At 68.0% G+C, this 26,216-nt stretch carries 27 protein-coding genes; 7 read left to right on the plus strand and 20 right to left on the minus strand.

The genetic code is table 11. The features are described 5' to 3' along the window. Positions 1-86 precede the first annotated feature (86 nt). The 6 genes from EDC25_RS02085 to EDC25_RS02110 all read right to left on the minus strand — a co-directional run bounded on the left by EDC25_RS02085 (position 87) and on the right by EDC25_RS02110 (position 5,670). On the minus strand, positions 87-881 hold the full coding sequence (locus tag EDC25_RS02085; RefSeq protein WP_123520841.1) for an amidohydrolase: 795 nt from the start codon (positions 879-881) through the stop codon (positions 87-89). A 1-nt stretch (position 882) separates the two neighbouring features. Beyond that, complete coding sequence (locus EDC25_RS02090) at positions 883-2,028, minus strand: pyridoxal phosphate-dependent aminotransferase (RefSeq protein WP_123520842.1); 1,146 nt, start codon at positions 2,026-2,028, stop codon at positions 883-885. Between the two features lie 19 nt (positions 2,029-2,047). Next, positions 2,048-2,620: a DUF2058 family protein gene (locus EDC25_RS02095; protein ID WP_123520843.1), complete on the minus strand. Its 573-nt coding sequence runs from the start codon at positions 2,618-2,620 to the stop codon at positions 2,048-2,050. Positions 2,621-2,743: 123 nt separating this feature from the next. Further along, the gene (locus EDC25_RS02100) at positions 2,744-4,084 is read right to left on the minus strand and encodes a UDP-glucose dehydrogenase family protein (protein WP_123520844.1); all 1,341 of its coding nucleotides are present in this window, start codon (positions 4,082-4,084) and stop codon (positions 2,744-2,746) included. A gap of 169 nt (positions 4,085-4,253) precedes the next feature. Next, positions 4,254-4,949: a BamJ family beta-barrel-assembly machinery protein gene (gene bamJ / locus EDC25_RS02105; protein WP_123520845.1), complete on the minus strand. Its 696-nt coding sequence runs from the start codon at positions 4,947-4,949 to the stop codon at positions 4,254-4,256. 157 nt (positions 4,950-5,106) lie between these two features. Continuing rightward, positions 5,107-5,670, minus strand: coding sequence for a glutathione peroxidase (locus EDC25_RS02110; protein WP_123520846.1), 564 nt, complete (start codon positions 5,668-5,670; stop codon positions 5,107-5,109). A 138-nt stretch (positions 5,671-5,808) separates the two neighbouring features. Between EDC25_RS02110 and EDC25_RS02115 the strand changes: the two genes are divergently transcribed. The 6 genes from EDC25_RS02115 (at position 5,809) to EDC25_RS02140 (ending at position 9,927) form a co-directional block, all read left to right on the plus strand. Then, positions 5,809-6,072 carry a hypothetical protein gene (locus tag EDC25_RS02115; protein ID WP_123520847.1) on the plus strand — a complete coding sequence of 88 codons (264 nt, stop codon included), beginning with the start codon at positions 5,809-5,811 and terminating at the stop codon, positions 6,070-6,072. Continuing rightward, positions 6,066-6,416, plus strand: a complete 351-nt coding sequence (locus EDC25_RS02120; RefSeq protein ID WP_123520848.1) for a GntR family transcriptional regulator — start codon at positions 6,066-6,068, stop codon at positions 6,414-6,416. Before EDC25_RS02115 ends, EDC25_RS02120 begins: the two co-directional genes overlap by 7 nt. A 19-nt stretch (positions 6,417-6,435) precedes the next feature. After that, positions 6,436-7,290 carry an ABC transporter ATP-binding protein gene (locus EDC25_RS02125; RefSeq protein WP_123520849.1) on the plus strand — a complete coding sequence of 285 codons (855 nt, stop codon included), beginning with the start codon at positions 6,436-6,438 and terminating at the stop codon, positions 7,288-7,290. Continuing rightward, a complete protein-coding gene (locus EDC25_RS02130) occupies positions 7,290-8,300 on the plus strand; it encodes a hypothetical protein (RefSeq protein ID WP_123520850.1) in 1,011 nt (336 codons plus the stop codon). The genes EDC25_RS02125 and EDC25_RS02130 overlap by 1 nt, the downstream gene beginning before the upstream one ends. 222 nt (positions 8,301-8,522) lie before the next feature. Next, complete coding sequence (gene azu / locus EDC25_RS02135) at positions 8,523-8,963, plus strand: azurin (protein WP_123520851.1); 441 nt, start codon at positions 8,523-8,525, stop codon at positions 8,961-8,963. Between the two features lie 187 nt (positions 8,964-9,150). Further along, positions 9,151-9,927, plus strand: a complete 777-nt coding sequence (locus EDC25_RS02140; RefSeq protein ID WP_123520852.1) for a helix-turn-helix domain-containing protein — start codon at positions 9,151-9,153, stop codon at positions 9,925-9,927. A gap of 93 nt (positions 9,928-10,020) precedes the next feature. On the opposite strand, the gene EDC25_RS02145 is transcribed toward EDC25_RS02140, so the two are convergent. From EDC25_RS02145 to EDC25_RS02190, 10 genes are all read right to left on the minus strand, one after another. Continuing rightward, positions 10,021-10,527, minus strand: coding sequence for a hypothetical protein (locus EDC25_RS02145; RefSeq protein ID WP_132577189.1), 507 nt, complete (start codon positions 10,525-10,527; stop codon positions 10,021-10,023). A 3-nt stretch (positions 10,528-10,530) separates the two neighbouring features. After that, a complete protein-coding gene (mrcB, locus tag EDC25_RS02150) occupies positions 10,531-12,813 on the minus strand; it encodes a penicillin-binding protein 1B (protein WP_123520854.1) in 2,283 nt (760 codons plus the stop codon). Between the two features lie 7 nt (positions 12,814-12,820). Continuing rightward, entirely contained in the window at positions 12,821-13,468 is a 648-nt protein-coding gene (msrA, locus tag EDC25_RS02155) for a peptide-methionine (S)-S-oxide reductase MsrA (RefSeq protein ID WP_123520855.1), read from the minus strand. A 15-nt stretch (positions 13,469-13,483) separates the two neighbouring features. Continuing rightward, positions 13,484-14,146 carry a glutathione S-transferase family protein gene (locus EDC25_RS02160; RefSeq protein ID WP_123520856.1) on the minus strand — a complete coding sequence of 221 codons (663 nt, stop codon included), beginning with the start codon at positions 14,144-14,146 and terminating at the stop codon, positions 13,484-13,486. 66 nt (positions 14,147-14,212) lie between these two features. Next, positions 14,213-14,794: an aminoacyl-tRNA hydrolase gene (gene pth / locus EDC25_RS02165; protein WP_123520857.1), complete on the minus strand. Its 582-nt coding sequence runs from the start codon at positions 14,792-14,794 to the stop codon at positions 14,213-14,215. Between the two features lie 375 nt (positions 14,795-15,169). Further along, positions 15,170-16,483 carry an N-acetylmuramoyl-L-alanine amidase gene (locus EDC25_RS02170; protein ID WP_165910861.1) on the minus strand — a complete coding sequence of 438 codons (1,314 nt, stop codon included), beginning with the start codon at positions 16,481-16,483 and terminating at the stop codon, positions 15,170-15,172. A 206-nt stretch (positions 16,484-16,689) separates the two neighbouring features. Further along, positions 16,690-18,756: a S9 family peptidase gene (locus tag EDC25_RS02175; protein ID WP_132577191.1), complete on the minus strand. Its 2,067-nt coding sequence runs from the start codon at positions 18,754-18,756 to the stop codon at positions 16,690-16,692. A 121-nt stretch (positions 18,757-18,877) separates the two neighbouring features. Continuing rightward, complete coding sequence (locus tag EDC25_RS02180) at positions 18,878-19,162, minus strand: hypothetical protein (RefSeq protein WP_168708773.1); 285 nt, start codon at positions 19,160-19,162, stop codon at positions 18,878-18,880. Positions 19,163-19,346: 184 nt separating this feature from the next. Beyond that, positions 19,347-19,805: a tRNA (adenosine(37)-N6)-threonylcarbamoyltransferase complex ATPase subunit type 1 TsaE gene (gene tsaE / locus EDC25_RS02185; protein WP_123520861.1), complete on the minus strand. Its 459-nt coding sequence runs from the start codon at positions 19,803-19,805 to the stop codon at positions 19,347-19,349. After that, positions 19,802-21,256, minus strand: a complete 1,455-nt coding sequence (locus EDC25_RS02190) for an NAD(P)H-hydrate dehydratase (RefSeq protein ID WP_132577192.1) — start codon at positions 21,254-21,256, stop codon at positions 19,802-19,804. Before EDC25_RS02190 ends, tsaE begins: the two co-directional genes overlap by 4 nt. Before the next feature lie 52 nt (positions 21,257-21,308). Here EDC25_RS02190 and queG point away from each other — a divergent pair, with 52 nt between their 5' ends. Further along, on the plus strand, positions 21,309-22,379 hold the full coding sequence (queG, locus tag EDC25_RS02195; RefSeq protein WP_123522043.1) for a tRNA epoxyqueuosine(34) reductase QueG: 1,071 nt from the start codon (positions 21,309-21,311) through the stop codon (positions 22,377-22,379). Positions 22,380-22,410: 31 nt separating this feature from the next. Here the strand turns inward: queG and EDC25_RS02200 are convergent, their stop codons facing one another. From EDC25_RS02200 to ispF, 4 genes are all read right to left on the minus strand, one after another. Next, the gene (locus EDC25_RS02200; protein ID WP_170160042.1) at positions 22,411-22,953 is read right to left on the minus strand and encodes a TetR/AcrR family transcriptional regulator; all 543 of its coding nucleotides are present in this window, start codon (positions 22,951-22,953) and stop codon (positions 22,411-22,413) included. A gap of 401 nt (positions 22,954-23,354) precedes the next feature. Continuing rightward, on the minus strand, positions 23,355-24,710 hold the full coding sequence (locus EDC25_RS02205) for a replication-associated recombination protein A (protein WP_132577193.1): 1,356 nt from the start codon (positions 24,708-24,710) through the stop codon (positions 23,355-23,357). Beyond that, positions 24,707-25,732 (minus strand): tRNA pseudouridine(13) synthase TruD, encoded by a 1,026-nt coding sequence (gene truD / locus EDC25_RS02210; RefSeq protein WP_123522243.1) that lies wholly within the window; start codon positions 25,730-25,732, stop codon positions 24,707-24,709. Before truD ends, EDC25_RS02205 begins: the two co-directional genes overlap by 4 nt. Further along, positions 25,729-26,214 (minus strand): 2-C-methyl-D-erythritol 2,4-cyclodiphosphate synthase, encoded by a 486-nt coding sequence (gene ispF, locus EDC25_RS02215; RefSeq protein WP_123522044.1) that lies wholly within the window; start codon positions 26,212-26,214, stop codon positions 25,729-25,731. Before ispF ends, truD begins: the two co-directional genes overlap by 4 nt. Positions 26,215-26,216: the final 2 nt, after the last annotated feature.

The raw sequence follows: 26,216 nt of genomic DNA on the forward strand, positions 1-26,216 counted from the left end.
GGCGGTGCGGCCCGCGTTGAAATTATTACGCAGCGGCATGGCGCCGGACCCGTTGACCGTGCCCTCGGAGCGACAGGAACGCGATCTCAGAGCAGTTCGAAATCGTCGGCGTCGCGCCAGGCGGGGAAGCGTTCGCGATGGTCCAGCAGGCGCTGCGGGTCCAGTGCCAGCGTATGCACCTGCTCGCTCCACGCCAGTTCGGTCAGCACGGTGCCGACCGGATCGATGGCGGCGCTGTCGCCGGCGTATTCCAGGCCGTTGCCGTCGGTCCCGACGCGGTTCACGCCGATGCAGTAGGACAGGTTCTCGATCGCGCGCGCGCGCAGAAGCGTGCGCCAGGGTTCGCGCCGCGGTGCCGGCCAGTTGGCGACGAACAGGCAGAGGTCGTATTCGAAGCGTTGCGCCTCGCGGTCGTAGCGGTTGCGCAGCCAGACCGGGAAGCGCAGGTCGTAGCAGACCTGCGGCAGGATGCGCCAGCCCTTCAGTTCGACCAGCAGGCGGCGGGAACCGCCGGCGTAGCGCTCGTGTTCGCGCGCCATGCGGAACAGGTGGCGCTTGTCGTAGTGGTCATGGCTGCCGTCCGGACGCATCCAGACGAGGCGGTTGACCACGCGGTCACCCTCGCGCACGACGATGCTGCCGGTGACCACCGCGCCCAGCGCGTGCGCCATCTTCGCCATCCACGCGACCGTCGCGCCGCACATGTCCTCCGCCCCGTGCACGGCGTCGTTGCTGAAGCCGGATGAAAACGTCTCCGGCAGCACAACCAGGTCGGTCTGGCCGGCCAGCGGCGCGATCAGTCCACCGTAGTAGTCGCGGTTGCCGTCCGGATCGTGCCAGCGGGTGCTGCCCTGGACAAGCGAGACGCGCAGCGGCTGCATGTCAGACCGCCTTCAGCCGCTCGGCCGCGTCGGCGAGCGTGGCCTCGTTCTTGGCGAAGCACAGGCGGACCAGACGTGCGTCCGGCGCGGTCTCGTAGAACGGCGACAGCGGGATCGCCGCGACCTTGTGTTCGGCGACCAGCCATTCGCAGAACGCCAGGTCATCCAGCTCGCTGATGGCCGAGTAGTCGACCAGCTGGAAATACCCGCCCGGCACGTCCAGCAGCTGGAAGCGCGACCCGGCCAGCAGCGAACGGAAATGGTCGCGCTTGGCCTGGTAGAACGCCGGCAGTTCCAGGTAGTGCTGCGGGATCGATTCCAGCACGTCGGCGATCGCGCACTGCGCGGCATTGAAGGTGCAGAACGTCAGGTACTGGTGAACCTTGCGGAATTCCGCGGACAGCGCCGGCGGCGCAACGCAGTAGCCGACCTTCCAGCCGGTGCAGTGGTAGGTCTTGCCGAAGGAACTGATGACGAAGCTGCGCGAGGCGAGTTCGTCGTGGCCGAGCACGCTGTAATGCGGCACGCCGTCGAACACCATGTGTTCGTACACCTCGTCGGAGATCACCAGGATGCCGGTGTCGCGGACGATGTCCGCCAGCGCATCCATGTCGGCGCGATGCAGCACCGCGCCGGACGGATTGTGTGGCGAATTGATCAGGATGATGCGCGTGCGCGGCGTCACCGCGTCGCGCACGCGCTGCCAGTCGACCGAGAAGTCGGGCAGGCGCAGCGGAATGCGCACGCAGAGGCCACCGTTGAGTTCGACGGCCGGCGCATAGGAGTCATAGCAGGGATCGAGCAGGATGACCTCGTCGCCGCTGCGCACGACGGCGGCGAATGCCGCGAACAGGGCTTCGGTCGCGCCGCTGGTGACCGTGATGTCGGAGTCGGCATCGATCCGGCGCCCGTACAGTTTTTCGGTCTTCAGGGCGATCTGTTCGCGCAGCTTCGGCACGCCGGTCATCGGGGCGTACTGGTTGCGTCCCTCGCGGACATGGCGTGCCAGCGCGTCGAACAGTTCCCGCGGCCCCTCGAAATCCGGGAAACCCTGTCCCAGGTTGACCGCACCCTGGCGCATGGCGAGCTGCGACATGACGGTGAAGATCGTGGTGCCGACGTTCGGCAGCTTGCTCTGGATCTGCATGGGGGCGTGGGTTCCTGTATCACTCCGGATCGACGATCAGTGCGATCGCATGGGCGTCGATGGCCTGCACTTCCTCGGCCAGCGCGCGGTCGACCAGCAGGTAGCGGCCGCGCATCTGCACGACGCCAAGCTGTCCGCTGTTCAGCAGCTCCAGCTGCTCGTCGGTGACGTAGACGCGGCGGATCTTGCCGCCGTATTCGAAGTTGCGGATGGCTTCGGCGTCTTCGCGGTTGAGCGTACGGCCTTCGATCAGCGCCGCGACCTGTTCACGCTGCCTGCGCCGGCGCTCGGCGGCCTCGCGCTCTTCCTGAAGCTTGCGCTCGCGCTCGCGCTGCTCGAACTGGGCGCGCAAGGCGTAGGCCTTGGCCAGATCGATTTCCTCGTCCGTCCGTGGCGGGCGTCCAGCGCCGTTGCCGTTGTTGTTGCCTCGGCCCTGTCCGCCCTTGCCGCGCGCCTTTGCCTCCGCGCCCCGGCGACCCGGGCCCTGGCCGCCGGGGTCTTTGCGGGCGGGTTTGCTGTCGCGCCGTTCGACGGGTTTGAACTGGTCAAGCACGCCGCTCTGGCGCAGGGCGTCACGCAGGGAACTGGTCATGGAACGGACACTGGATGTGGGCGGCGCGAATGCGGCTGGACAGATTGCCCACAGCGGCACGGCGATGCAAGCGGCGGCGAAGCCACCGGTCGCCGCACCGGCGGGCGCGCGCGCCGGCCGGAATCAGGCCGGCGCGGCCACCGAACGACCGCGACCGATGCCGTAATAGGCCAGCCCGGCCTCCTCCACCACCTGCGGTTCGTACATGTTGCGGCCATCGAAGATGACTGGCTCGGACAACGCCGAACGGATACGGGCGAAGTCCGGGCTGCGGAACGCCTTCCACTCCGTCATCACGACCAGGGCGTCGGTCCCTTCGAGTGCGGACCAGGGATCGGTGCACAGGACCAGGTCGTCGCGCTCGCCATAGATGCGCCGGGTTTCCGCCAGCGCTTCCGGATCCCAGGCGCGCACGAGCGCGCCGTCCGCCCAAAGGCGCTCCAGCAGCGTGCGGCTGGCCGCTTCGCGCATGTCGTCGGTGTTCGGCTTGAAGGCCAGTCCCCACAAGGCGAAACGACGGCCGCGCAGTGATCCGAAATGGCCGCGCATCAACTCGTGCACGCGGCCCTTCTGCGCTGCGTTGACCGCCTCGACCGCTTCCAGCAGGCGCGGACGGTAGCCATGTTCGCGGGCGGTTCGATCCAGCGCGTTGACGTCCTTGGGGAAACAGGAACCGCCATAGCCGGCGCCGGCATAGATGAAGTGGTAGCCGATGCGAGGATCTGAACCGATGCCGCGACGGACCTGTTCGATGTCGGCACCGACGCGCTCGGCGATGTTCGCCATCTCGTTCATGAAACTGATCTTGGTCGCTAGCATCGCATTGGCCGCGTACTTGGTGAGTTCCGCCGAACGCACGTCCATGACGACGATGCGCTCGTGGTTGCGGTTGAATGGCGCATACAGCCGCCGCAGCTGTGCCACGGCATGTTCGCTGTCGCTGCCGATCACGATGCGATCCGGTCGCAGGCAGTCGTTGACGGCGTCGCCTTCCTTGAGGAATTCGGGGTTGGACACGACCTCGAAGGCGACGACGACGCCGCGCGTCGCCAGTTCCGCGGCGATCGCCTTGCGCACCCGGTCGGCGGTGCCGACCGGAACCGTGGACTTGTTCACCACCACCACGGGCCGGGTGAGGTGCGCGCCGATGCTGCGCGCCACCGCCAGCACATGGCTGAGATCGGCGCTGCCATCCTCGTCGGGCGGCGTACCCACCGCGATGAAGATCACCTCGGCGTGCGCGACACCGCGGGCGGCATCGCCGCTGAAGGCGAGGCGGCCGGCCTGGCGGTTCTCGCGCACCAGCGGCGCCAGCCCAGGCTCGAAGATGGGAATGTCCCCGGCTTCAAGGCGTGCAAGCTTGCCGGCATCGACGTCCAGGCAAAGCACGTCGTTGCCGACCTCGGCCAGGCATGCACCGGTGACCAGGCCAACGTAGCCGGTCCCGAAAATCGTGATCCGCATTCGTGTATTCCTGCAATCCGCGGCAAGTCTACCGCCCGGCGTGGCAATTGCCCTCGTGCGGGCGAATACATCCCCGCACGCGCAACCACCCCCTCCCACAAACAGGAACGGCGCCACAGGTGCGCCGTTCGATGTGACCCATTACGCGCGAGGCGCGCGGGGACCGGTCTTACTTGACGATCTCGAGCAGCTCGACTTCGAAGATCAGCGTCGCGTTCGGGCCGATCGGACCCGGCGTGCCCTGCTCGCCGTAGGCCAGGTCGGACGGCACGAAGAACTTGTACTTGCTGCCCACCGGCATCAGCTGCAGGCCTTCGGTCCAGCCCTTGATCACGCCGTTCAGCGCGAACTCGGCCGGCGTGCCGCGATCGATGGAGCTGTCGAACTTGGTGCCGTCGATCAGCGTGCCGACATAGTGGACCTTGACGCGGTCCGTGGCGGCCGGCTTGTCGCCATTGCCCTGGGTCAGCACCTGGTACTGCAGGCCGGAATCGGTGGTGCGGATGCCCGGCTTGTTCTTGTTGGCGGCCAGGAAGGCCTCGCCTTCGCTGCGGTTGGCGGCGGCGGCGGCAGTGCGCTCTTCCATCGCCTTGTTCTGCATGCGCTGCATGAACGCCTGCTTCACTTCGTTGGCCTGCTCCTCGGTCAGCTTGGTGGCGCTGCCGGCGATCGAATCCTTGATGCCCTGGACCAGGACGTCCACGTCGATCTCATCCTTGATCTGGGCGAGGCTGCGGCCGACATCCATGCCGACCATGTAGCTGACCTTGTCCTTGTCAGTGGTGAGATCGGCAGCCACCGCGGTCGACACGGCGGCAGCCAGCACGGCGGACGTCGCGAGGACGCTCTTGAACGAAACGGACATGTATTTCTCCTGGGAATGGGAATTCAGCTGCCGGCATACGGCCTGGGCAGCCGCAGCTGCACACCGTGGCCCGGCGCGTCCACTATTGTGATGGCGGCACCGGGAATCGGCAACGGAGGGTCTGGACCGCGATGGCGGCGCTTGGTTCCCCGCGCCCTCAGGGCGATTCAGGTGCCGCCTTGGCCAGCTCGGCCTCGATGGCCTCCACCAGCGCCGGATCGTCCGGCGGCGTGCGGCTGCCGAAACTGGCGGCGACCTCGCCGTCACGCCCGATCAGGTACTTGTGAAAGTTCCACGCCGGATAGGTGCCGTCGGCCTGCGCCGCCAGCGCGTGGTAGAACGGCACCGCGTTGTCCGCCTTCACCGTCACTTTCTGGAACATCGGGAAGCGGACGCCATAGGTGCTGGCGCAGAACTCCTGGATTTCCTCCTCGGTACCGGGTTCCTGGCCGAGGAAATCGTTGGAGGGAAAGCCGATGACCGCGAAACCGCGCTCCGACAGCTTCCCGTGCAGGGCTTCCAGCCCTTCGTACTGCGGTGTCAGTCCGCATTTGCTGGCGGTGTTCACCACCAGAAGTACCTGGCCCTGGAAGCGTTCGCAGAGATTCACCGGGTCGCGCTGCGCCAAGGGCCGGAACTCGACGTCGAGCAGCGGCGCCTGGCAGGCGGCAGCGGCCGGGGTGGCCGACACGGCCAGGGCAAATGCAATCCATGTCTTCATCACGCTTCTCCAGCCGGTCTTTTCCTGAATGGAAAGCATACGCCGACCGGGGGAAGCCGGCAGCATGACTTCCGGCATGCTTGCGTGCTATTGCAGTGGTGTTGTACTTTACCAGCACACCACGACAGGAGAACACCGATGCTCCGCCCCTTCATCCATCGCCTGACCCTGACCGCCGCGCTGCTGGGAACCGTACTCGGAGCCGGTGCCCTGTTCGACGCCACCGTCGGCAACGGTGCCGCGCTGGCATCCAGCCCGTCCGCGCCACCGCGTCACGAAGCGGCGCCGGCCGACGTGGCCGAGGTTGCCCAGGCCGCCCGCCAGACCAGCGCGGCACAGGGACCGAACCGCCGCTGGCCGTTCTTCTCCTTCGGTACCGCCGGGGGAAAGCGGTCATGGTGAGCCAATGGGCCGACAACACCCCGATCTACGTCCAGCTGCGCGAACGCGTGCTGGCGCAGATCCTCGATGGTGCCATCCGTCCCGGCGAGGCGCTGCCGTCGGTCCGCCAGGTCGCCGGGGAGCTGGCGATCAATCCGATCACGGTGACCAAGGCCTACCAGTCCCTGACCGACGAAGGCATCGTCGAGAAGCGTCGCGGCCTCGGGCTGTACGTGACCGAAGGCGCCGACCGGGAGCTGCGCAAGCGCGAGCGCGAGCGCTTCCTCAACGACGAGTGGCCGCAGATCGCCGCCCGCATCAGGCGCCTGGAGATCGATCCGGCCGTCCTGCTGCGCGACTTCTGATTCCAAGGGAGATATCCGCATGACCGCCATCATCCAGGCACGCGGGCTGAGCAAGGCCTACGGTGCCACCCGTGCGCTGGACAACGTGAGCTTCACCATCCCGCCGGGTCGCATCGTCGGCCTGATCGGTCCCAACGGCGCCGGCAAGACCACCGCCCTGAAGGCGATCCTCGGCCTGACGCCCTACCAGGGCGAGCTCAAGGTCCTCGGCTACAACCCGCACAGCGAACGCCAGCGGCTGATGAAGGAAGTCTGCTTCATTGCCGACACCGCGATCCTGCCGCGCTGGATCCGGGCGCGTGAACTGATCGACTTCGTCGAACACGTGCATCCGAACTTCTCGCGCGGCAAATGCATGGCCTTCCTCGAGCGCACCAGGATCGACCCGGCGATGAAGGTCAAGGCCATGTCCAAGGGCATGGTGGTTCAGCTGCACCTGGCCATCGTCATGGCCATCGACGCGCGACTGCTGGTGCTGGACGAGCCGACGCTGGGCCTGGACATCCTGCACCGGAAGTCGTTCTACGAGGCACTGCTCAACGACTATTTCGACCAGGAGAAGACCATCCTGGTGACCACCCACCAGGTCGAGGAAATCGAGCACATCCTCAGCGACGTACTGTTCATCCAGGACGGCCGCTTCGTGCTCGACGCCACCATGGATTCGCTGCCCGCACGCTTCACCGAGGTGCTGGTGAATCCCGACCGCCGCGAGCAGGCGCTGGCATTGAAGCCGCTGCACGAGAACTCGCTGTTCGGCAAGTCGGCGATGCTGTTCGACGGCGTGCCGCGCGAACGCCTGGCCGAACTGGGCGAGACCCGCACGCCCGGTCTGGCCGACCTGTTTGTCGCCATCATGAAGGAGAAGCACTGATGAACGCCCTGGCGACTGTCAGCCGCCTGCCCGGCGGCGCCGGCTCCACCCTGTCGACCTTTGTAGCGCTGCTCAGGCGCGAGTACTGGGAACACCGCGGCGGCCTCTGGTCCGCGCAGGTCTGGACCGCGGCGGTCCTGCTCGGACTGGTCGTGCTGTCGATGCTGGTCGGCGAAGCCTTCCGCATGAACCTGGTCGGCAACGTCGACGTGCGCACGCTCGGCATGCTGGCCCTGAAGGAGCTGGGCCCTGCGGAGATGGCGCAGTTCCGACAGGGCCTGGAGATCGGCCTCTGGGGCCTGGGGCTCATCAACCAGATGGTCCTGTACTTCGTGGTCCTGTTCTATTGCATCAACACGCTGTACGAGGAGCGCAAGGACCGCAGCATCCTGTTCTGGAAGTCGTTGCCCGCGACGGACACGATGACGGTGCTGTCGAAGCTGGCCACCGCCGTGCTTGTGGCGCCGTTCCTGGCGATCTTCGCCACGATGCTGCTGCATGTCGGCTTCCTGGTGCTGGTGTCGCTTTACGCGGCCCTGCATGGCGTGAATCCGCTGCCGTTCCTGTGGCAGCCGGCACTGCTCGGCAAGGTCTGGCTGCAGATGCTGGCGACGGTGCCGGTGCATATGCTGTGGGCGATTCCGGGCCTGGCCTGGCTGCTTCTGGCGTCGAGCTGGTCCAAGCGCGTCCCGTTCGTGTGGGCCCTGCTGATTCCCTGCCTTGCCGGCGTGGTCTACGGCTTTGTCGAAACAGCGAGCCGGCTTTCCACGCCGGGCAGCTGGTTCTGGGAGCACATCGTCGGACGCATCTTCAGTTCGCCGGGCAGCATGCTGTTCCGTCCGTGGAACTGGCGCGAAGGGCCGGGCACGGACAATCCGTTCGCGCAGGCGGTCAGCTGGGACCGCATGCACGCGGTCCTGGTCGCCCCTGAAACGTGGATCGGGCTGGTCGTTGGCGTGATCTTGCTCGCTGCCGCGATCTGGCTGCGCCGCTTCCGCGACGACAGCTGATCATTGTCGGCCCGTTGTGACCCTGCGGCCCGCCGTGATCCGGCGGGCCGTTTTCGTTCCGGCCGAAATACGGACAGGGATACGGCGGCTGAACGGCGTTCCCGACCACCGCGGCGGGGACCGGCAGCCTGATCCAGGTCAGGGAGCATGCAGCCTTGCACGCGCAGACTGCGAGTCACATTCCCATGCAGCCTTTCCGTAACCAACCCGAGGTATGACGCCATGCGTTCCATCCTGTTGCTTGCCGGACTGATCGCCAGCCCAGCCGTGTTCGCGGCCAACTGCACCATCGACCTGGTCGGCAATGACCAGATGAAGTTCGACAAGACCTCCGTGACGGTCTCGTCCTCCTGCCCCGAAATCGAGATCAAGCTTGCCCACAGCGGTTCGCTGGCGGCCAACGTCATGGGCCACAACGTCGTGATCTCGCCGACCGACGTCTGGCAGGTGGCGGCCCAGGACGGCATGAAGGCGGGCGCGGCCAACCACTACGTCACCCCGGACGATGCCCGCGTGATCGCGCACACCGAGGTCATCGGCGGCGGCCAGACCACCAGCGTCAAGTTCCCGGGCAACGCCCTGACCGCCGGAACGGCCTACACCTTCTATTGCTCGTTCCCGGGCCACTGGTCGCTGATGAAGGGCGACCTGGTCGTCGAGTAAGCCCGGCCCGAAAACGCGGCGCACGGCAGGAACGCCGTGACGCCGCCCGCATCCGGGAGGACGGTCCGCCGCGGGCCGTCTTCCCGCGTGTGCGAACGTGAGTCTGTTCAGCCAGTTGCCATGCGGCGGCGTATGATGGGCGTTGACCTTGATCAACGCCCGATTCGGGCCGGTGGTTCACAACGCCATGTCCGTCCATCCCGCCGCACCGCCACAGCCGCCGCCCGTCCAGGAACCTCCTTCCGGGTCGCGCAGCCGCCCGTACTCCTGTTCGACCTGCGCCTTTGCCGATGCCTGCTGTTCCGAAGGCTACGACGACGGCGCGGTGGCACAGATGCAGGCCATGCTGGTCGATGACGTCAGTCATTACGAGGAAGGCCAGCACATCTTCCGCGAGGGTGATCCCTTCGACGCCATCGCCGCGGTCCGGGCCGGAACGGTCAAGACCTACATCCTCGATCGCGAAGGCCGCGAGCAGGTGCTCGGCTTCTTCCTGCCGGGCGAAGTGGTCGGCCTCAACGCCATCCATCCGCAGATCTATCCCTGCAACGCGGTCGCCCTGGACACCGTGGTGCTCTGCCGCTTCTCCTTCCAGCGCATGAGCTCGCTGGCCAGCACGATGCCCGGCCTGCAGTCGCGCCTGTTCCGGCTGCTCAGCGAGGACATCGGCAAGGCCGCCCTGCTGTCCGGTGACTTCAGCGCCGACGAGCGCATGGCCGCCTTCATCGTCTCGCTGTCGCGCCGTTATGCGCGCCGGGGCTTTTCCGGTACGCGCTTCCACCTGCCGATGGCGCGCACCGATATCGCCAACTACCTGCGCCTGGCACCGGAAACGGTCAGCCGCGTGCTGCGTCGCCTGCGCACCGACGGCGTCCTCGACATCGACCGCCGCGAACTGCGCATCCTCGATCTGCCCCGCCTGGAACAGATGGCCGAGGCGATCCTCCGCGACCACGCCCACTGAACGAAAGCACCGACCGGCCTGCCGGATGCACGGCAGGCTGGAGTGTTCTTCCCTGCGGCACTTGCCGCGGAGACGCGGCAGGACCCGATCGCTTCAGTAACGCTCGACCTTCGGCGGCATGCAGCCGCGGGCGCGCTCACGCGCCTGCTCGGCGCCATTGGGAGCGTTCTGCATCCGGCGCGCCTCGGCGACCGTCAGCCAGCTGCGCGCACACCATTCACCGACCTTGGCACCGGCTTCCCAGGCTTCGCGCGCCAGCCGCTCCGCCTCGGCCGCCTGGCCGCGCGCCAGCAGCAGTTCGGCATAGCGCTGGCGCGCTTCCGGATCGTCCAGTGCGCCGCGCAGGGCTTCTTCCGCCGCGCGACGGTCACCCCGCATTTCCGCCCGGCTGGCCTCTTCGATGGCGTGCGTGATGTCGGCGTCGCGTATCACCTCGACGTGGAACTCGCCGCGGTATTCGGCGGCACCGTCGCGGATGACGGCAATGACGTTGACGGGCGGCGCCGCAGGCGGTGGCGGCGTCTCGCGCACGATCTCGCGGCCGCAGGCGGCGAGGAGGGAGAGGCTCAGGGAAACTAGCGCGGTGCGCATCCTGCTCATGGTTCAGTCCCTTGTGCCGCCGATGCGACGCAGAAGGTCGCCAGCGGCGTTGTCGATGCAGCCACCCCATCGCGGCATGTCCGGCGCGAAGCCGGGTACGAAGGGCAGCGTCCTTGTGTCGTCGCAACGCGACGGCATCGCCTGGCCATCGGCGGCGATGCTCTGCCAGTCCACCGCCGCACGCGCATCGACCGAAAGCGGTGCCTGCGGGAGCCGACGCATGACCTCGATCCACACCGGCAAGGCGGCGCTGGATCCGGTGAGGTTGAGGGCGGCATTGTCGTCGTTGCCGACCCAGACCACGGCCAGCAGGTTGCCGGTGAAGCCGGCGAACCAGCTGTCGCGGCCGTCATTGCTGGTACCGGTCTTGCCCGCTGGCGAAAACGCGGCCAGCGGCGTCGCTGCGATGGCGCGCGCCGTGCCGCTGCGCACCGCTTCCTGCATGGCGAAATCGACCAGCGCTACCGCGGCCTGGTTGGTGGCAGTCGCCTGCGCCGGCGCCACGCGGGCGAGCACGCGTCCACGCGCGTCGAGCACGCCGGTCAGCGCGCGCAGGCGTCGTCCCTGGCCACCGGAGGCCAGGAACCCGTAGATCTGCGCGACCTGCATCGGACTGAGATCGATCGCGCCCAGCGTCAGCGAAGGGTTCGCCGCAACCGGCAGGCCACCGGCCAGCGAGGACATCAGCGCGGCGACACGGTCCACGCCCACCGCCATGCCCAGCTGCACAGTGGCCAGGTTGTAGGACTTCGCCAGCGCGTCGATCATCAGCGTCGGCCCGTGTGGACGACCGTCGAAGTTCTTCGGCTCCCAGCTGCGTCCGCCCGGCAGTGACACGCGGATCGGCGCATCGTCGAGCACCGTGGCCAGCGACCAGCGCGAGGGCTGCGCCAGCGCGGCCAGGTACACGAAGGGCTTGGCCAGCGATCCGATCGGCCGCTGCGCCTGCATGACGCGGTTGAAACCGCTGCCGCGTGTCTCGCGGCCACCGACGGCGGCGAGCACGTCGCCGCTGTGCGGGTCGGTGATGATCACCGCCGCATCGAGCTGTTCGGCGTTGCGCAGTTTTCCGACCGCGTCGACCACGGCGTTCTCGGCGGCGGATTGTGCCGACGGAGCCAGCGTGGTGTGGATGGAGAGCCCTTCGCTGCCCAGCTGAGCGCTGTCGAGGCCACGGCCGAGCTGCACGCGCACCATGTCGAGGAACGCCGGATGGCGATTACGCGCCAGGCCGGGTTGCGCCGTCACGCCCAGCGGCTGCGCCTGCGCATGCCGGTATTCGGCCTGGCTGATCAGGCCGGTCTCGTGGAAATGGTGCAGCACCAGGTCGCGACGCTTGCGTGCGCGATCGGGATGGCGGCGCGGGTTGTGCCAGGACGGCCCCTGAATCAGGCCGACCAGCAGGGCGATTTCCGGCACGCCCAGCTCGTCGACGTCGCGGGCGAAATAGAACTCCGACGCCGCAGCCATGCCATGCACGGCCTGGCCACCCTGCTGGCCCATGAAAACGTCGTTGAGGTACATCTCCAGGATCAGTCCCTTGTCCTGCCGCGCCTCGATCAGCACGGCGAGGAAGGCTTCGTTGATCTTGCGCGTCCAGGTCTGTTCCAGGCTGAGGAACAGGTTGCGCACCAGCTGCTGGGTGATCGTGCTGCCGCCCTGGGTGCGGCTGGTCGTCAGGTTCCGCCACGCCGCGCGCACGATGGCCACGGGATCGACGCCGCGGTGGTGCTTGAAGTCGCGGTCTTCCACCGCCTGCACGCCGGCGATCAGCAGCGGCGGCATTTCCGTCAGCCGCAAGGGGCGCTGCTCGCGCTGCTGCGGGCCATAGAAGGTGGCGATGCGCGCCGGATCGATGCGCGCCTCCTGCAGCAGTCGACCGGTGGCTTCGGCAAGGGTCTGCACGCGCTGGCGACCGATCGTGGCGCGGAAGCGCCGCGCCGGCCAGCGGCCGGACGGATCATCGAACTCGCGCGTGTGGATCAGGAAACTTTCACCCTCGCGTTCGTAGGTGCCGGGTCGCATCGCCTGCGGCTGCGACTGGTATTGCGATGCCAGCAGTTCCGCTTCCAGGGTCGCCGCGGTCATCGCCATGTTCGGGCGCAGTATCAGCGCCCGTGCATAGACGCGGCTGGGCTGGCTGCTCGCGGTGAAGGCGGCGAAGTGCTGCGCGACCTGCCGGTCAAGGTACCAGCCATAAGGCAGCGCGAAGCCCAGGCCGATGCCCAGGCCCAGCAATGCGACGCGCAACAGCCAGTAGCGGACCGGCTTCCAGGGAAACGCCATCGATTCCTCAGGCGCCCAGGCCGATCGGGCAGCTCACGCCGGTGCCACCAATGCCGCAGTAACCGTCGGGGTTCTTCGCCAGGTACTGCTGGTGGTAATCCTCGGCGAAATAGAACGGGCCGGCCGGTTCGATCTGCGTGGTGATGGCGCCGAAGCCCGACTGTGACAGCCGCGCCTGGTAGGCCTCGCGACTGGCGACGGCGGCGTCGTGCTGCGCAGCGTCCAGCGTGTAGATCGCGGAGCGGTACTGCGTGCCCAGGTCGTTGCCCTGGCGCATGCCCTGGGTCGGATCGTGGTTTTCCCAGAATACGCGCAGCAGGTCACCGTAGCCGATCTTCGACGGATCAAACACGACCTGCACGACTTCGGTGTGTCCGGTTTCGCCGCTGCAGACTTCCTTGTAGGTCGGGTTCGGGGTGTAGCCGCCGGCATAGCCGGCCGCGGTGCTGACCACGCCCGGCAACTGCCAGAACACGCGCTCGACGCCCCAGAAACAGCCCATGCCGAACACGGCGCGCGCCAGGCCGGGGAATTCATCCCGCAGCGGTGCATCGAGGACGAAATGCCTGTTCTCCAGCGGCATCGGCTCGTCGCGGCCGGCCAGCGCCCGCTCCGGTGCCACCATCCGCTCCCGGTTGGCTCCGATTCCCAACATGTGCTTTCTCTCCGGTCAGTGTCCGATGGTTTCGTACTTCGCCAGGCGCTCGCTTTCGGCGGCTGCGCCAGCCAGCCAGTCCTGCATCGCCGGCAGGGCGTAGATCGCCTCGACATAGGCCTGGCTGTCCGCATCCAGCGGCACGCCATAGCCCCGGAAGCGCACCGCGACGGGCGCGTACATCGCGTCGGCGATACCAAAGTGGCCGAACAGGAAGGGTCCGCCATCGCCGTGCGCCTGGCGTGTCTGCCGCCAGATCGACTGGATGCGCTCGATGTCGCGGCGCGCGCCTGCGCTGATCGCATGCAGGCTGCTGCGGCGGCCGCAGTTCATCGGCAGTTCGCCGCGCAGGTCGGCGAAGCCGGCATGCATTTCCGCACTGATGCAGCGCGCGAGCGCGCGGGCGCCCTGCTCTTCCGGCCAGCCGCGCAGCGGCGGTTGAAGGTCTGCGAGGTATTCCAGGATGGCGAGCGAATCCCAGACCACGCGTTCACCGTCATGCAGCACGGGGACGCGCCCGCTCGGCGAGAGTTCGACGATGCGCTGGCGGAAAGTGTCGCTGTCCAGCGGCAGCCGCACTTCCTCGAAATCCAGGCCGTGATGGCGCATGAACAGCCAGGGCCGCAGCGACCACGACGAGTAGTTCTTGTTGCCGATCACCAGGCGCAGTCGGGACATCTTCGGATCTCCGGGAACGTCGCCGGATGGTACGGCAGCGTGGATGAACGCGGAATGCGCCCGGGTTCAGGTTCGCGGCGTATGCAGCCGGCGCATCGCGGCCTCGAAATCCCCGGCGACAGCCAGTCCGATTTCGTTGCGCGCCGCATCGACACCGTCGCGGATGGCGCGCTCGTCGTCCTGCCCGGGCCGGCCCAGCACCCAGCCGGTAACGCGATCCTTGTGGCCGGGATGGCCGATGCCGACCCGGAGGCGGTGGAACCGTCCGTGGCCGAGCTGGCCGATGATGTCGCGCAGGCCGTTCTGGCCGCCGTGGCCGCCATCGAACTTCAGCCTGACCGTACCGGCCGGCAGATCCAGTTCGTCGTGCGCCACCAGCATCTGCTCCGGTTCGATGCGGTAATAGTTGAGCAGCGCGATGACCGCACGGCCGCTGTGGTTCATGAAGGTGGTTGGCCGCGCCAGCCAGACGTTGTGTCCGTTGATTCCGGCCTTGCCGAGCTCGGCGTGCAGCTTGGCGTCACGGCCCAGGCGCACGGCCGCCGACTCGGCCAGCGATTCGACGAACCAGGCACCGGCGTTGTGGCGTGTCTGTGCGTATTCGGGACCGGGATTGCCCAGGCCGACGATGAGTTTCAATCCGGACATGCGGTGCGGAAGCGTTCAAGGCATGGGAGGAACGCGATGGTAGCGGTTGCGGCCGCCGCGGCCCACACGTTTCGGCATCGGTACTGTGTGGTGCTTCCCCATTTCGGCTGCCCTCGCGAATGCGGCAAAGGCCCTGGGCGCGCGTTGCGGAAGGCGCCCCCAAGCGTCGGCAAGCGACATCCATGCCGTCGGCGATCGGTTTCGTTGCCTGCTCCTGGCCATGCAACGGCCGTCGAACGGCATGCTGTGGAGCGATCACGGCCGATGTGCTGTTCGGCAATGGGACCCGGCCGTTCGATGACGCGGACCGCCCTGGACGAAAGGCTGAGGGCGCGCCTTTCGGCGCGCCCTGCCCTTCCCCCCCATGCCCGTCCCTCAGGACGAAACCGGAATGCGCAGCACCGCGCCGACCAGGATGCGGTCGGAGGCGAGACCATTGGCGCTGCGGATGGACTGGACCGAAACGCCATGGCGCCGCGCGATGACGGCGAGCGTTTCGCCGCGACTCACGGTGTGGTGGCGTTCGACAGGTTTCACGTTGGCCGCGTACCAGGTGCCGTGCGGCGGCGCGACGCTGAAGTAATCCTTGATGCCGTCGCGGATGGCCAGCGCCAGCCGGCGCCGGAACTGCGCGTCCTTCAGGTTGCGTTCCTCGACCGGATTGCTGATGAAGCCGGTCTCGATCAGCAGCGACGGCACATCCGGCGAACGCAGCACCATGAAGTTGGCGCGCTGCACCTCGTTCTTGTGCACGTTGCCGACGCTCGCCATCGCGCGGATGACGTTTTCGGCGACGGCATTGCTGGCTTCCAGCGTCGCGCCCTGCGACAGGTCCAGCAGCACGGTGGCCAGCATGTTGTCCTTGTCGCTCAGCGATACGCCGCCGACGAGCTCGGCCGCGTTCTCGCGCTCGGCCAGCCAGCGCGCCGCTTCCGAGCTGGCGCCACGCGTCGACATGACGAACACCGACGAACCGCGCGCATCCGGACGCGTGAAGGCGTCTGCGTGGATCGACACGAACAGGTCGGCCTCCTCGCGGCGCGCCTTCTGGTAGCGCTCGGCGTGCGGCAGGTACACGTCGCTGTCGCGGATCAGGATGGCGCTGAGGCCGCGCTCGGCATCGATGACGGCCTTCAACTCGCGCGCGACCTGCAGCGTGATGTCCTTTTCGCGCGCGCCGGTCGGACCGATGGCACCGGGGTCCTTGCCGCCATGGCCGGCGTCGATGGCGATGATGATGTCGCGCTCGCCACTGGGCGCCGCATTGGCAACGGTCAGGACCGGGCCGGGCTCGCTTGCGGTGCCTTGCTGTTCCAGTTCCACCACCAGCCGATGGCCGTCACGCTGGCTCGGGCTGAGCACGAAGCTGCGCGCCTGCGCGGTGGCGGCGAGGTCGAGGACGATGCGCAGGTCGCTGCCCTGGCGGCCGTGCCGGACATTTTCGACCAGGCCGGCCGGCGAGCTGTTGAAACCGCCGGCGAGGCGACCGTTCCTGATGTCGATGACCACGCGGTCCGGATTGGCCAAGGTGAAAACCTTGTATTCCGGCGCGCCGTCCAGATGCACGATGGTGCGGGTCAGGCCGTCCTGCTGCTGCGTCTGCAGGCGCTGTATTTCCGCCGCGTGCAGGAGCGCCGTCGGCAGGAAGCCGATCGACAGCAACCACGACAGACGGCGAAGGAGGCCCATGCGGCGGACTCTACGCCAGTCCATTTTCGGATTGCAAGCAGTTTTTGCTTGAGAATCCGCACCCTACGAGCTCTTCGTCACCTGATACTTCTGATCGACCACCAGATGTTCCCCTTGCAAGTGCCCGTCGCCCCTATGTATTGGGTGACGGAGACCTGCATCACGATTCAGCGGTCCATGAACCGGCCGTCCGGGACCGCAGCCGGTCAGTCGCCCTTGCCGGACTCCGGCTTGTAGCGCTCGAACCAGGCCAGGGTGTTGAGCACCTGCGCCAGCATGTGGCTGGGACGGGCGTTGATGCCATGCGAGGCGCCGGGGATCCGGACCATCGCCGTCTCGACCCGGCGCAGCTGCAGGGCCTGGTAGAACTGCTCGGTCTCCGAAATCGGCGTGCGGTAGTCCTCTTCGCCGGTGATCAGCATGGTCGGCGTGCTGACATTGCCGACGTAGGCCAGTGGCGACCGGCGCCAGTAATGCTCCTGCGCGCCCGGCTCCCAGGGCTTCATCGGGAACCAGTAGTTGACAAACATCGGCGAGAAGTCGGCAGTCAGCACGAAACTGGTCCAGTTGATCACCGGCTTGGCGACGACGGCGGCGCGGAAGCGGTCGGTGTGGCCGACGATCCACGCCGTCAGCACGCCGCCGCCGGAACCACCGGTGACATACAGGCGTTCGCTGTCGATGTAGCCACGCGCGATGACGGCATCGACGCTGGTGATCAGGTCATCGTAGTCGTGGCTGGGATAGTTGTGGTGGATGTGGTCCGCGAAGGCCTGGCCGTAGCTGGTGCTGCCACGCGGATTGACGTACACCACCACGTAGCCGGCGCTAGCGTACAGCTGTGTCTCCGGCGCGAACTGCGGGCCATAGGCGGAATGCGGGCCGCCGTGGATTTCCAGAAGAAGCGGATACTTCTTCGACGGATCGAAATCGGGGGGCGTGACGATCCAGGCCTGGATATCGAGGCCGTCAGCCGACGACTTCACCCGGAACTCCTCGACCTTGCCCAGCCTCTTGCTGCCGAGCACGTCGGTGTTGAGGTCGGTCAGCACGCGCGCCGGTCGCCCGCGTTCGAAGACGGCGATGTCGGAGGGCCGGTATTCGGTGCCGCGCGTATAGGCGATGCGGCCATTGCCGACATGGAAGCGACCGCCGGTGTAGGGACGGCCCATCGACGTGCCGCCGAGGTCGTCGACCAGCGACTGGACCTCGCCGCCGCGGGCGGAGATCCAGCCGATGTGGCCCTTGCCATGGCGGTCGTAGCCGACGAAAAGGCCGCGGCCGTCCCGATCCCATGCGACGTTGTCGATGCTGTATTCGAAACTTTCCGCCAGCGCCGTCGAGCGGCCGCTGGCGAGGTCGAGCAGGTACAGCTTGGTGACGTGGTGGCCGAGCTTGCGGTCGTCATAGCCGAGGTAGGCGATCTGGCGACCGTCCGGCGACACGGCCGGGCTGCGATCCGGGCCGGCCCGGCTGGTCAGGGCCGTGGCCTGGCCGGTGGCGACATCGATGCGATAGATCTCGCTTTCCTGCTGCTGGTGCTGCCAGTCCTCGTGGTAGTTGGTGGACACGTACAGCGACTTGCCGTCCGGACTCCACGCCGGCGCACCGCGATGCTGGAAGTTGCCGCGCGTGACCTGGCGTGGCGTGCCGCCCTCGGCGGCGAGCACGAACACATGGGAGTGGCCGGGACGGATATAGCCACCGCCGTCGGCGCGATAGGTCAGGCTGTCGATGACGCGGACTTCCGGCGCCCACTCGGCGCCGGCCGGCTTGCGCGGCAGTTGCGCCAGCGGCCTGGTGTCAGCCGGCACGCGCATGGTGAAGGCGAGCCACTTGCCGTCCGGCGACCACGCCAGGTTGCCCGGCGATTCGGTGAGTTGCGAGATCACCGCCGTCTGTCCGGTGTCCATCCAGCGCATCCATATCTGGCTGGAGCCATCACGGCCTGACACCCAGGCGATGCGGTCGCCCTGCGGTGACCACGACGCCGGGCCGTCGCCGGCCTGGCCGCTGGTCAGTGGCCGGTGCGAGGAACCGTCGGCACTCAACAGCCACAGATGGCTGCGGCGACGATCCTTCATGATGTCGAAGTGGTTGCGCTGGTAGACGATCTGCCGGCCATCCGGCGACACCGCGGGGCTGTCCGCCCATTCCAGGTCGAAGACATCGCGGGGCTGGAGGTGCTGCGGGTTGCGATGCAGGTCGGCGGCCTGCAGGACAGGCACGGCCGCGGCGATCAGCAGCGGAACGAGCAGACGGGTCACGCGCATCGGTACGTCCTTGGATCACGGAGAACGAGGACAGGCTATGCCAGCCACCGCGACCGGCCAATGCCGAAGGGCGCACGCCGCGATGGTCCGGCCACTCGCCGCGACAGGGCGAGCCTGCCGTTCAGTCGGTGGCCCGGATCGCCCATGACATGGCAAGGATCGGCGGCCTGCCCTGTACCCAGGGGCGGAAGTAGCCCAACGTCACCGCCTGCCGGGCGCGACGGACGGCCTGCAGCCGTCGCGATTCGCCGCGACCGCTACCGACGCGCCGCGGTTCGACCAGCGCCGCGGTTTCGCCCCGCGTGAGGCTGCGCACGCCGCCATCAATGCCGATGCACTCACCGCTGTCGTCGCGCGTCCCGCAGTATCTGGTGCTGGCGTTGCCGGCCGTTGCCACTTCGAGCACGTTTCCGGCCGTCACCTCGACCGTACTGACCCGGCGATGGTCACCGGGATTGACGACTGCCGGCCCGGCTCTGCAGGGATCGCCTCGCGACGACCGCGTTGCCGCGGAAGTACGGCTGCATCGGGATCCGGTTGGGCGACAGCGGCGGTGGCGGCAGCGAAGCGTGCGCAAGGCACCCTTGCCCTCACCTGCGCGTTACCGTGGACATCGGGCGCAGGCGGTCACCGGCCTGGACATGCAGGACCCGGCCTTCGCCGGCGTAGTCGAGATGCAGGTGCAGGTCCGGAGGCGGCAGCAGCCCGGCACCGCGCTGTGGCCATTCCACCAGCACCAGCACGCCCGGCCGCAGCCACTCGCGCAGCCCGAGGTATTCAAGTTCATCCGGATCGGCGATGCGGTAGAGGTCCAGGTGATAGACCTCGAGCGTACCGATGCGGTACGGCTCGACGATCGCGTAGGTCGGGCTGCGCACCGCGCCCTCGTGCCCCAGCGCACGCAACAGCGCGCGCACCAGCGTCGTCTTGCCGGCGCCGAGTTCACCGCTGAGGAAGACGACGCCGCCATCGCGCAGCAGCGATGCCAGGCGCGCGCCTTCGGCTTCGGTGGCGGCGCTGTCGGGCAGGTCGATATCGAACGTCGTCATGGATTCACGACCTCGCGCAGCTGCGCGATCAGATCCGAGGCCAGCAATCCGCGCGGCGAGGCTGCGGCGGCACGATCCCCGGCCAGCGCATGGGCCAGGACGCCGGCGCAGGCCGCATCGAAGGCCGCCAGCCCCTGCGCGAGCAAGGCGGCGATCGTGCCAGTCAGCGCATCGCCCATGCCGGCCGAGGCCATGCCCGGATTGCCGAAAGGACAGACGCGGACACGCCGGCCATCATCGACCAGCGTTCCGGCACCCTTGAGCACGACGGTACACGCGTAACGATCGGCCAGCGCGCGCGCAGTGGCGTACCGGTCGCTTTCGATGTCGCGCACGCTGCTTTCGAGCAGACGCGCCGCTTCGCCCGGATGCGGCGTCAGGATGCAGGTGTGGGACAGTTTCCGCGGCGCCTGCGCCAGCAGGTTGAGCGCATCGGCGTCGATGACCATGGGTCGATCCGCTGCGAGCGCGGCTTCGAACAACGCGCGGCTCCAGGCCCCCTGCCCCAGTCCCGGACCAGGCGCCAGCACGTCGGCGCGCCGCAAAACCGGTTCCAGCGCATCGGTCGCGTCGATGCCATGCACCATCAGTTCCGGCTGGCCCGATGCAATGGTCGAGACATGGGCGGAGCGGCTGCCGATGCTCACCCAGCCGGCACCCGCACGCAGTGCGGCCTGGCCGGCCAGTCGAACCGCGCCCGACATGCCGCTGTCGCCACCGAGGACCAGGACATGGCCCTGCTCTCCCTTGTGCGTCCCCGGACGCCTGGGCGGCAGCAGCCGGGATAGATCGGCTGGATCCAGCAGTCGCGCCGCGTCGCCGTCTTGCGGCCCCTCCACACCCAGCCCGTCAAAGGCGACGACCCCTGTGACATCGCGTGCCCGGCCCGTATGCAGCCCGCGTTTGCGCGCCAGCAGGCACAGCGTCCGCGTCGCCGCGATGACCGCGCCGGGCGCGTGGCCGCTGTCGGCGTCGAGCCCGCTGGGCAGATCGACCGAGAGGACGGGCACAGCGCTGCGGTTGACGACGCCGACCAGCGCTGCCAGATCGCCATCCAGTGCGCGTGCCAGTCCGATGCCGAGCAACGCGTCGACGACCAGATCGGCTTCCGGCAGCGGCGCCTGCGACCGCCACCGCCGGACCTGGCCGCCCGCCGCGCGCCACGCGGCGGCGGCCTCGGCGGCTTCCGGCGCTTTCGCCTCGGCGGTCGCGATCACGGTCACCTCGATGCCGCGCTCACGAAGCAGCCGGGCCGACACATAGCCGTCACCGCCGTTGTTGCCGCCGCCCGCCAGCACCAGCACGCGGCGCGCCTGCGGCCACTGGCTGTGCACCTGCGCGGCGATGGCGGCGCCGGCGCGCTGCATCAGCACCGACGGCGGCAGGCCTTCGTCCGCGAGGCGTCGCTCCAAGGCACGGACCTCGGCGGCGGTGTACAGGGACAGGTTCATGCGGGGATTGTAGGTTCAGCGGTACCCGTACGTCGGCACCTACAATGGCGCCATGTCCGCCATCGATCCCGCGACACTGAAACCGGCCATCCTGCAATGGGGCCGCGAACTGGGCTTCCAGGCCGTCGGCATCGCGCACATCGACCTGCGCGAGGACGAGGCGGCGCTGCAGCGCTGGCTGGATCTGTACCGCCACGGCGACATGGAATGGATGGCCCGCCACGGCCTCAAGCGCGCCCGGCCGGCCGAACTGGTGCCCGGCACGATGAGCGTGGTCTGTGCGCGCATGGACTATCTGCCCGCCGATGCCGCACCGATGCAGGAGACGCTGGACGATCCGCAGCGCGCCTACGTGTCCCGCTATGCGCTGGGCCGCGACTACCACAAGCTGCTGCGCGGCCGACTGCAGAAGCTGGCGGACCGGATCGCCGACCACATCGGCCCGTTCGGCTATCGCGTGTTCACCGATTCGGCGCCGGTGCTGGAGAAACCGCTGGCACGCAATGCCGGACTGGGCTGGCTGGGCAAGCACACCAACCTGCTCGATTCGAAGACCGGCTCCTGGTTTTTCCTCGGCGAGCTCTACACCGACCTGCCACTGGCCAGCGACGAACGCGCCACGGACCATTGCGGCACCTGCTCACGCTGCATCGGCGCCTGCCCGACCGGCGCCATCGTCGCACCTTACGAACTCGACGCGCGGTTGTGCATTTCGTACCTGACCATCGAACTGCAGGGCGCCATTCCCGAATCGCTGCGGCCGTTGCTCGGCAACCGCATCTACGGCTGCGACGACTGCCAGCTGGTCTGCCCCTGGAACAAGTTCGCGCAGCCAACGCGCGAAGCGGATTTCGCCGTGCGCAACGGCCTCGACCAGGCGACACTGGTCGAACTGTTCGCTTGGGACGAGGCGGAATTCCTGCGTCGGACCGAAGGCTCGCCGATCCGCCGCATCGGCCACGAGCGCTGGCTGCGCAACATCGCCGTGGCGCTCGGCAATGCCAAGGGCACGCCCGAGGTCATTGCCGCGCTGCAGGCACGATCCACGCATCCGTCGGCACTGGTGCGCGAGCACGTGACCTGGGCGCTGGCCAGGCATGCAGTCACGAACGCTGGGTACTGATCCGCTTTCCGCGCGCCACGCCCTGGACGGGCTAAAGGGCTATCTCACCTTCCAGGCAGGCGCGTGCAATCCCGGCCCAGTGCTCCAATGCCGCCATGTCCGCCGCGTTCCTGCACAACAGGCGCCCCACCGCCATGCCGCGGTACACCGCAAAGGAGAGATCCAGCACGGTACGCACCGTGTCCTCATCCGCCCCCGTGCGCACCAGTGCCTCCCGCCAGGCGCGCTCGATCGGCAGGCGATACTTGCGCGCCATCGCCTGCACTTTCCTGCGCAGACCGGATTCGTGGTCGCCGAGGTTGAGCATCGACAACGCGATGGGGTAATTCGTGCCGAGGTAGAAGCGCCCGGCGTCCGCAAGGGCGTGCGCCAGCACATCGTCATCGGGCTGGAGGGATTCCGCCACCTTCAGGCTGGCCCTTGCGGAGGCCTCGCACAGGCTCTCGAGCGCGGCCAGCACCAGCGCTTCCTTGGTCGGGAAATGATGCGTCTGTGCGCCACGGGAAACACCGGCAGCCACCGATACCTTGTCGACCCGGAAACCCGTGTAGCCCTTGCCGCGCAGCTCGCGCACCGCACGCCTTGACGATGCGTGCCCGGGTTTCAGCGCGGCGCTCCTCCTGCGTCCGGCGTCGAACCGTCGAAGATTTCATTGAGATCCCCTGTACCGCCTGCTCCGAAAAACAGTACCGGCATCGTAGCGGTCGCCGCAAGCGCACCATCCCTCCAATGCCGCTTTGTTACAGGTGGAACCCGGGATTTCCGGCAAACGGCGCATCCGGCACCGCGCCTCACCCGCGTCTGCCGGCGATTTTCACGGCCGACCTGCAGGGGGTCGGCCAACGCCGTGGCAAACGTAATACAGCAATGGCGGGCCATGGCGTTCGTGGCCGGCTTCGTGGCGGCCTGGACGCGCCCGGTGCGGGATTGGCATCTCGCGACCTGGCGATTCACCCACCGGATCCGGTCGAAGCTTCAGCGCCGCGCCTTGTCGCGTGCGGCGCGCAAGGCCCCGAGCTTGTCCCTGATCTGGATTTCCAGGCCGCGGGCGACCGGCTCGTAATAGCGCGTCCCGGCCAGCGCATCGGGCAGGCATTGCTGGTCGAGCGCGACGCCACCTTCGACGTCGTGGTCGTACTGGTAGTCGCGACCGTATCCGAGCTGTTTCATCAGGCGCGTGGGCGCGTTGCGCAGGTGGACCGGCACTTCCAGCGTGCCCTGTGAACGGACATCGGCCAGTGCCTGGTTCCAGGCCATGTAGGCGGCATTGCTCTTTGGCGCCACGGCCAGATAGATCGCACACTGCGCCAGCATCAGCTCACCTTCCGGCGAACCCAGTCGGTCATAGCTGTTCCAGGCATTGAGCGCGAGATCCAGCGCGCGCGGATCGGCCAGGCCGATGTCCTCGCTGGCCATGCGCAACAGCCGACGCGCGACATAGCCGGGATCGGCGCCGCCGTCGAGCATGCGTGCCAACCAGTACACCGCCGCATCCGGATCGGAACTGCGCACCGACTTGTGCAGTGCCGAAATCTGGTCGTAGAACTGCTCGCCGCCCTTGTCGAAGCGACGACCGCGGTCGGCCAGCACCTGCTGCAGCAGCGCTTCGTCGAAGTGATCGGCGTCTCCCGACAGTTCGGCGGCGATTTCCAGCACGGTCAGCGCACGGCGGACGTCGCCGTCGGCGACATCCGCGATCTGCGCCAGCGTCGCGTCATCGACCTGCCAGGGGCGATCGCCCAGGCCGCGTTCCGGATCGACCAGCGCGCGGCGCAGCGCCGGCACCATGTCCGCGGCGGTGACCGCCTTCAGCACATGGACGCGGCAGCGCGACAGCAACGCGGAATTCAGCTCGAACGACGGGTTTTCGGTGGTGGCGCCGACGAAGACCAGCGTGCCGCGCTCGACATGCGGCAGGAACGCGTCCTGCTGCGCCTTGTTGAAGCGGTGCACCTCGTCCACGAACAGCACGGTTCGCCGACCCTGCTCGAAGTTCGCCGCCGCGCGCGCGGTCGCCGCGCGTACCTCGGCGATGCCGCCAAGCACGGCGGAGATGGCGATGAATTCGGCCTCGGCATAACGTGCGACCAGAAGTGCCAGCGTCGTCTTGCCGCAGCCGGGCGGTCCCCAGAGGATCATCGAGTACGGCTTGCCGGACTCCAGTGCCGCACGCAGCGGCGTGCCGGCGCCGGCGACATGCGACTGGCCGACCAGATCATCCAGCGAAGTCGGCCGCATGCGATCGGCCAGCGGTCGCAGGGCGGACGTCACCGCTTCGTCACCGATGGGCAGGCCCGGCTGTCCGGGTGGCGGTGCGCCACGACGACTCATGGCCCGGATCGCTGGTAGTCCGCCGATTGGCTGGCATCGACGGTGTCGCAGAAAGCGGCGAGGACCGCGGTGGCAAAGCAGCCACGGGGCAACTGGAAACGGACGCGCAGCACGTCGTCGCCCAGCCATTCGCGGCTGAAACCCATGGGTCGCAGTCGCAGCGCACGCCGTTCCTGGCGCAGGTCGAAGCGCGCCAGGCCTTCGCACAGGACTGCTTCTTCCGCCAGGGCCTCGGCTTCGATCGTGGCCGCCTCGGCCGTGGCTGGCGATGCGCCGGCGCCCCACAGCGGGCCGGTCGGATGGATGTCGCCACTGCCGACGCGTCGATGGAGTTCGTCGGTGATGTCGGCTTCGGGGCCGAACCAGCTGCCGCTCCCGTCGAGCTGGAAGCAGTCACCGGGAACGCCACGGTCCCAGTCGTCGCGTCGGACGCGCTCGGCCAGAACGAGATTGAACAGGTGCGAACGCGCCGTGCTCAGCAGCAGGCCGCGCTGTTCGTGCGGCAGCCTGCGCGGCCGATCCGCCGCCAGCCAGGATCGCGCACGCGCCAGGTTGCCCGCGTCGCGACCGAAGCGCTGCTCGCCGAACGCGTTGGGCACTCCGCGCTCTGCCACCGCCACCAGCGCCGCTTCCGCGGCATCGCGGTCGCCCTGCACCTCGCGCAGCGTGATGACGAAACGGTTGCCGCGATGGCTGCCGCGGCGCAGCTTCCGGCCGTGCCAGCTGCGCGCCAGCACCGTCACCCCATCCAGCGCCGGCCCGTGTTCGAGCGCGATGCGTCGCGGCAGGTGGATGCTGAACCACTGCCGTGTCACCGCGTGGCGGTCCTTCATGCCCGACCAGCTGACCGAAGACGCGGGCACCCCGGCCCAGGCGGCGAGCTGCGTGCCCAGCCACGCGGTGTTGACGCCGCGCTTCTGGATCCAAAGCAGCAGGTGTTCACCCTGCCCATCCGGTTCGAAGCCGAGCTGTTCCTCGACTTCGAAATCCTCGGGGCTGACGCGGATGCGCGCGGTGATCATCGGTGCGGCCACAGCAGCACCACGGCAAGCGCGGCAATGCCTTCATTGCGTCCGGTGAAGCCCAGGCCTTCGCTCGTCGTCGCCTTGATGCTGACATCCTCGATGCCGATGCTCAGGTCGGACGCGAGGTTCACGCGCATGGCTTCCGCATGCGGGCCGATCCTTGGCCGCTCGCAGATCACCGTCACGTCGGCGTTGCTGACCAGGTAGCCGGCATCGGCGGCCAGCTGCCGCACATGGCGCAGGAAGTGGCGGCTTTCGGCATTGCGCCAGCGCTCGTCGCCGGGCGGGAAATGCTTGCCGATGTCGCCCAGCGCCAGCGCACCCAGCACCGCGTCACAGAGCGCATGGATGACGACGTCGCCATCGGAGTGCGCGACGACGCCATGTGAATGCGCGATGCGGACGCCGCCGATGACGACGTGGTCGCCGGGTCCGAAGGCGTGGACGTCATAACCCTGGCCAATGCGGGGCGGTTTCATGC

Source organism: Pseudofulvimonas gallinarii (genome assembly GCF_004343305.1).
Classification (GTDB): domain Bacteria; phylum Pseudomonadota; class Gammaproteobacteria; order Xanthomonadales; family UBA2363; genus Pseudofulvimonas; species Pseudofulvimonas gallinarii.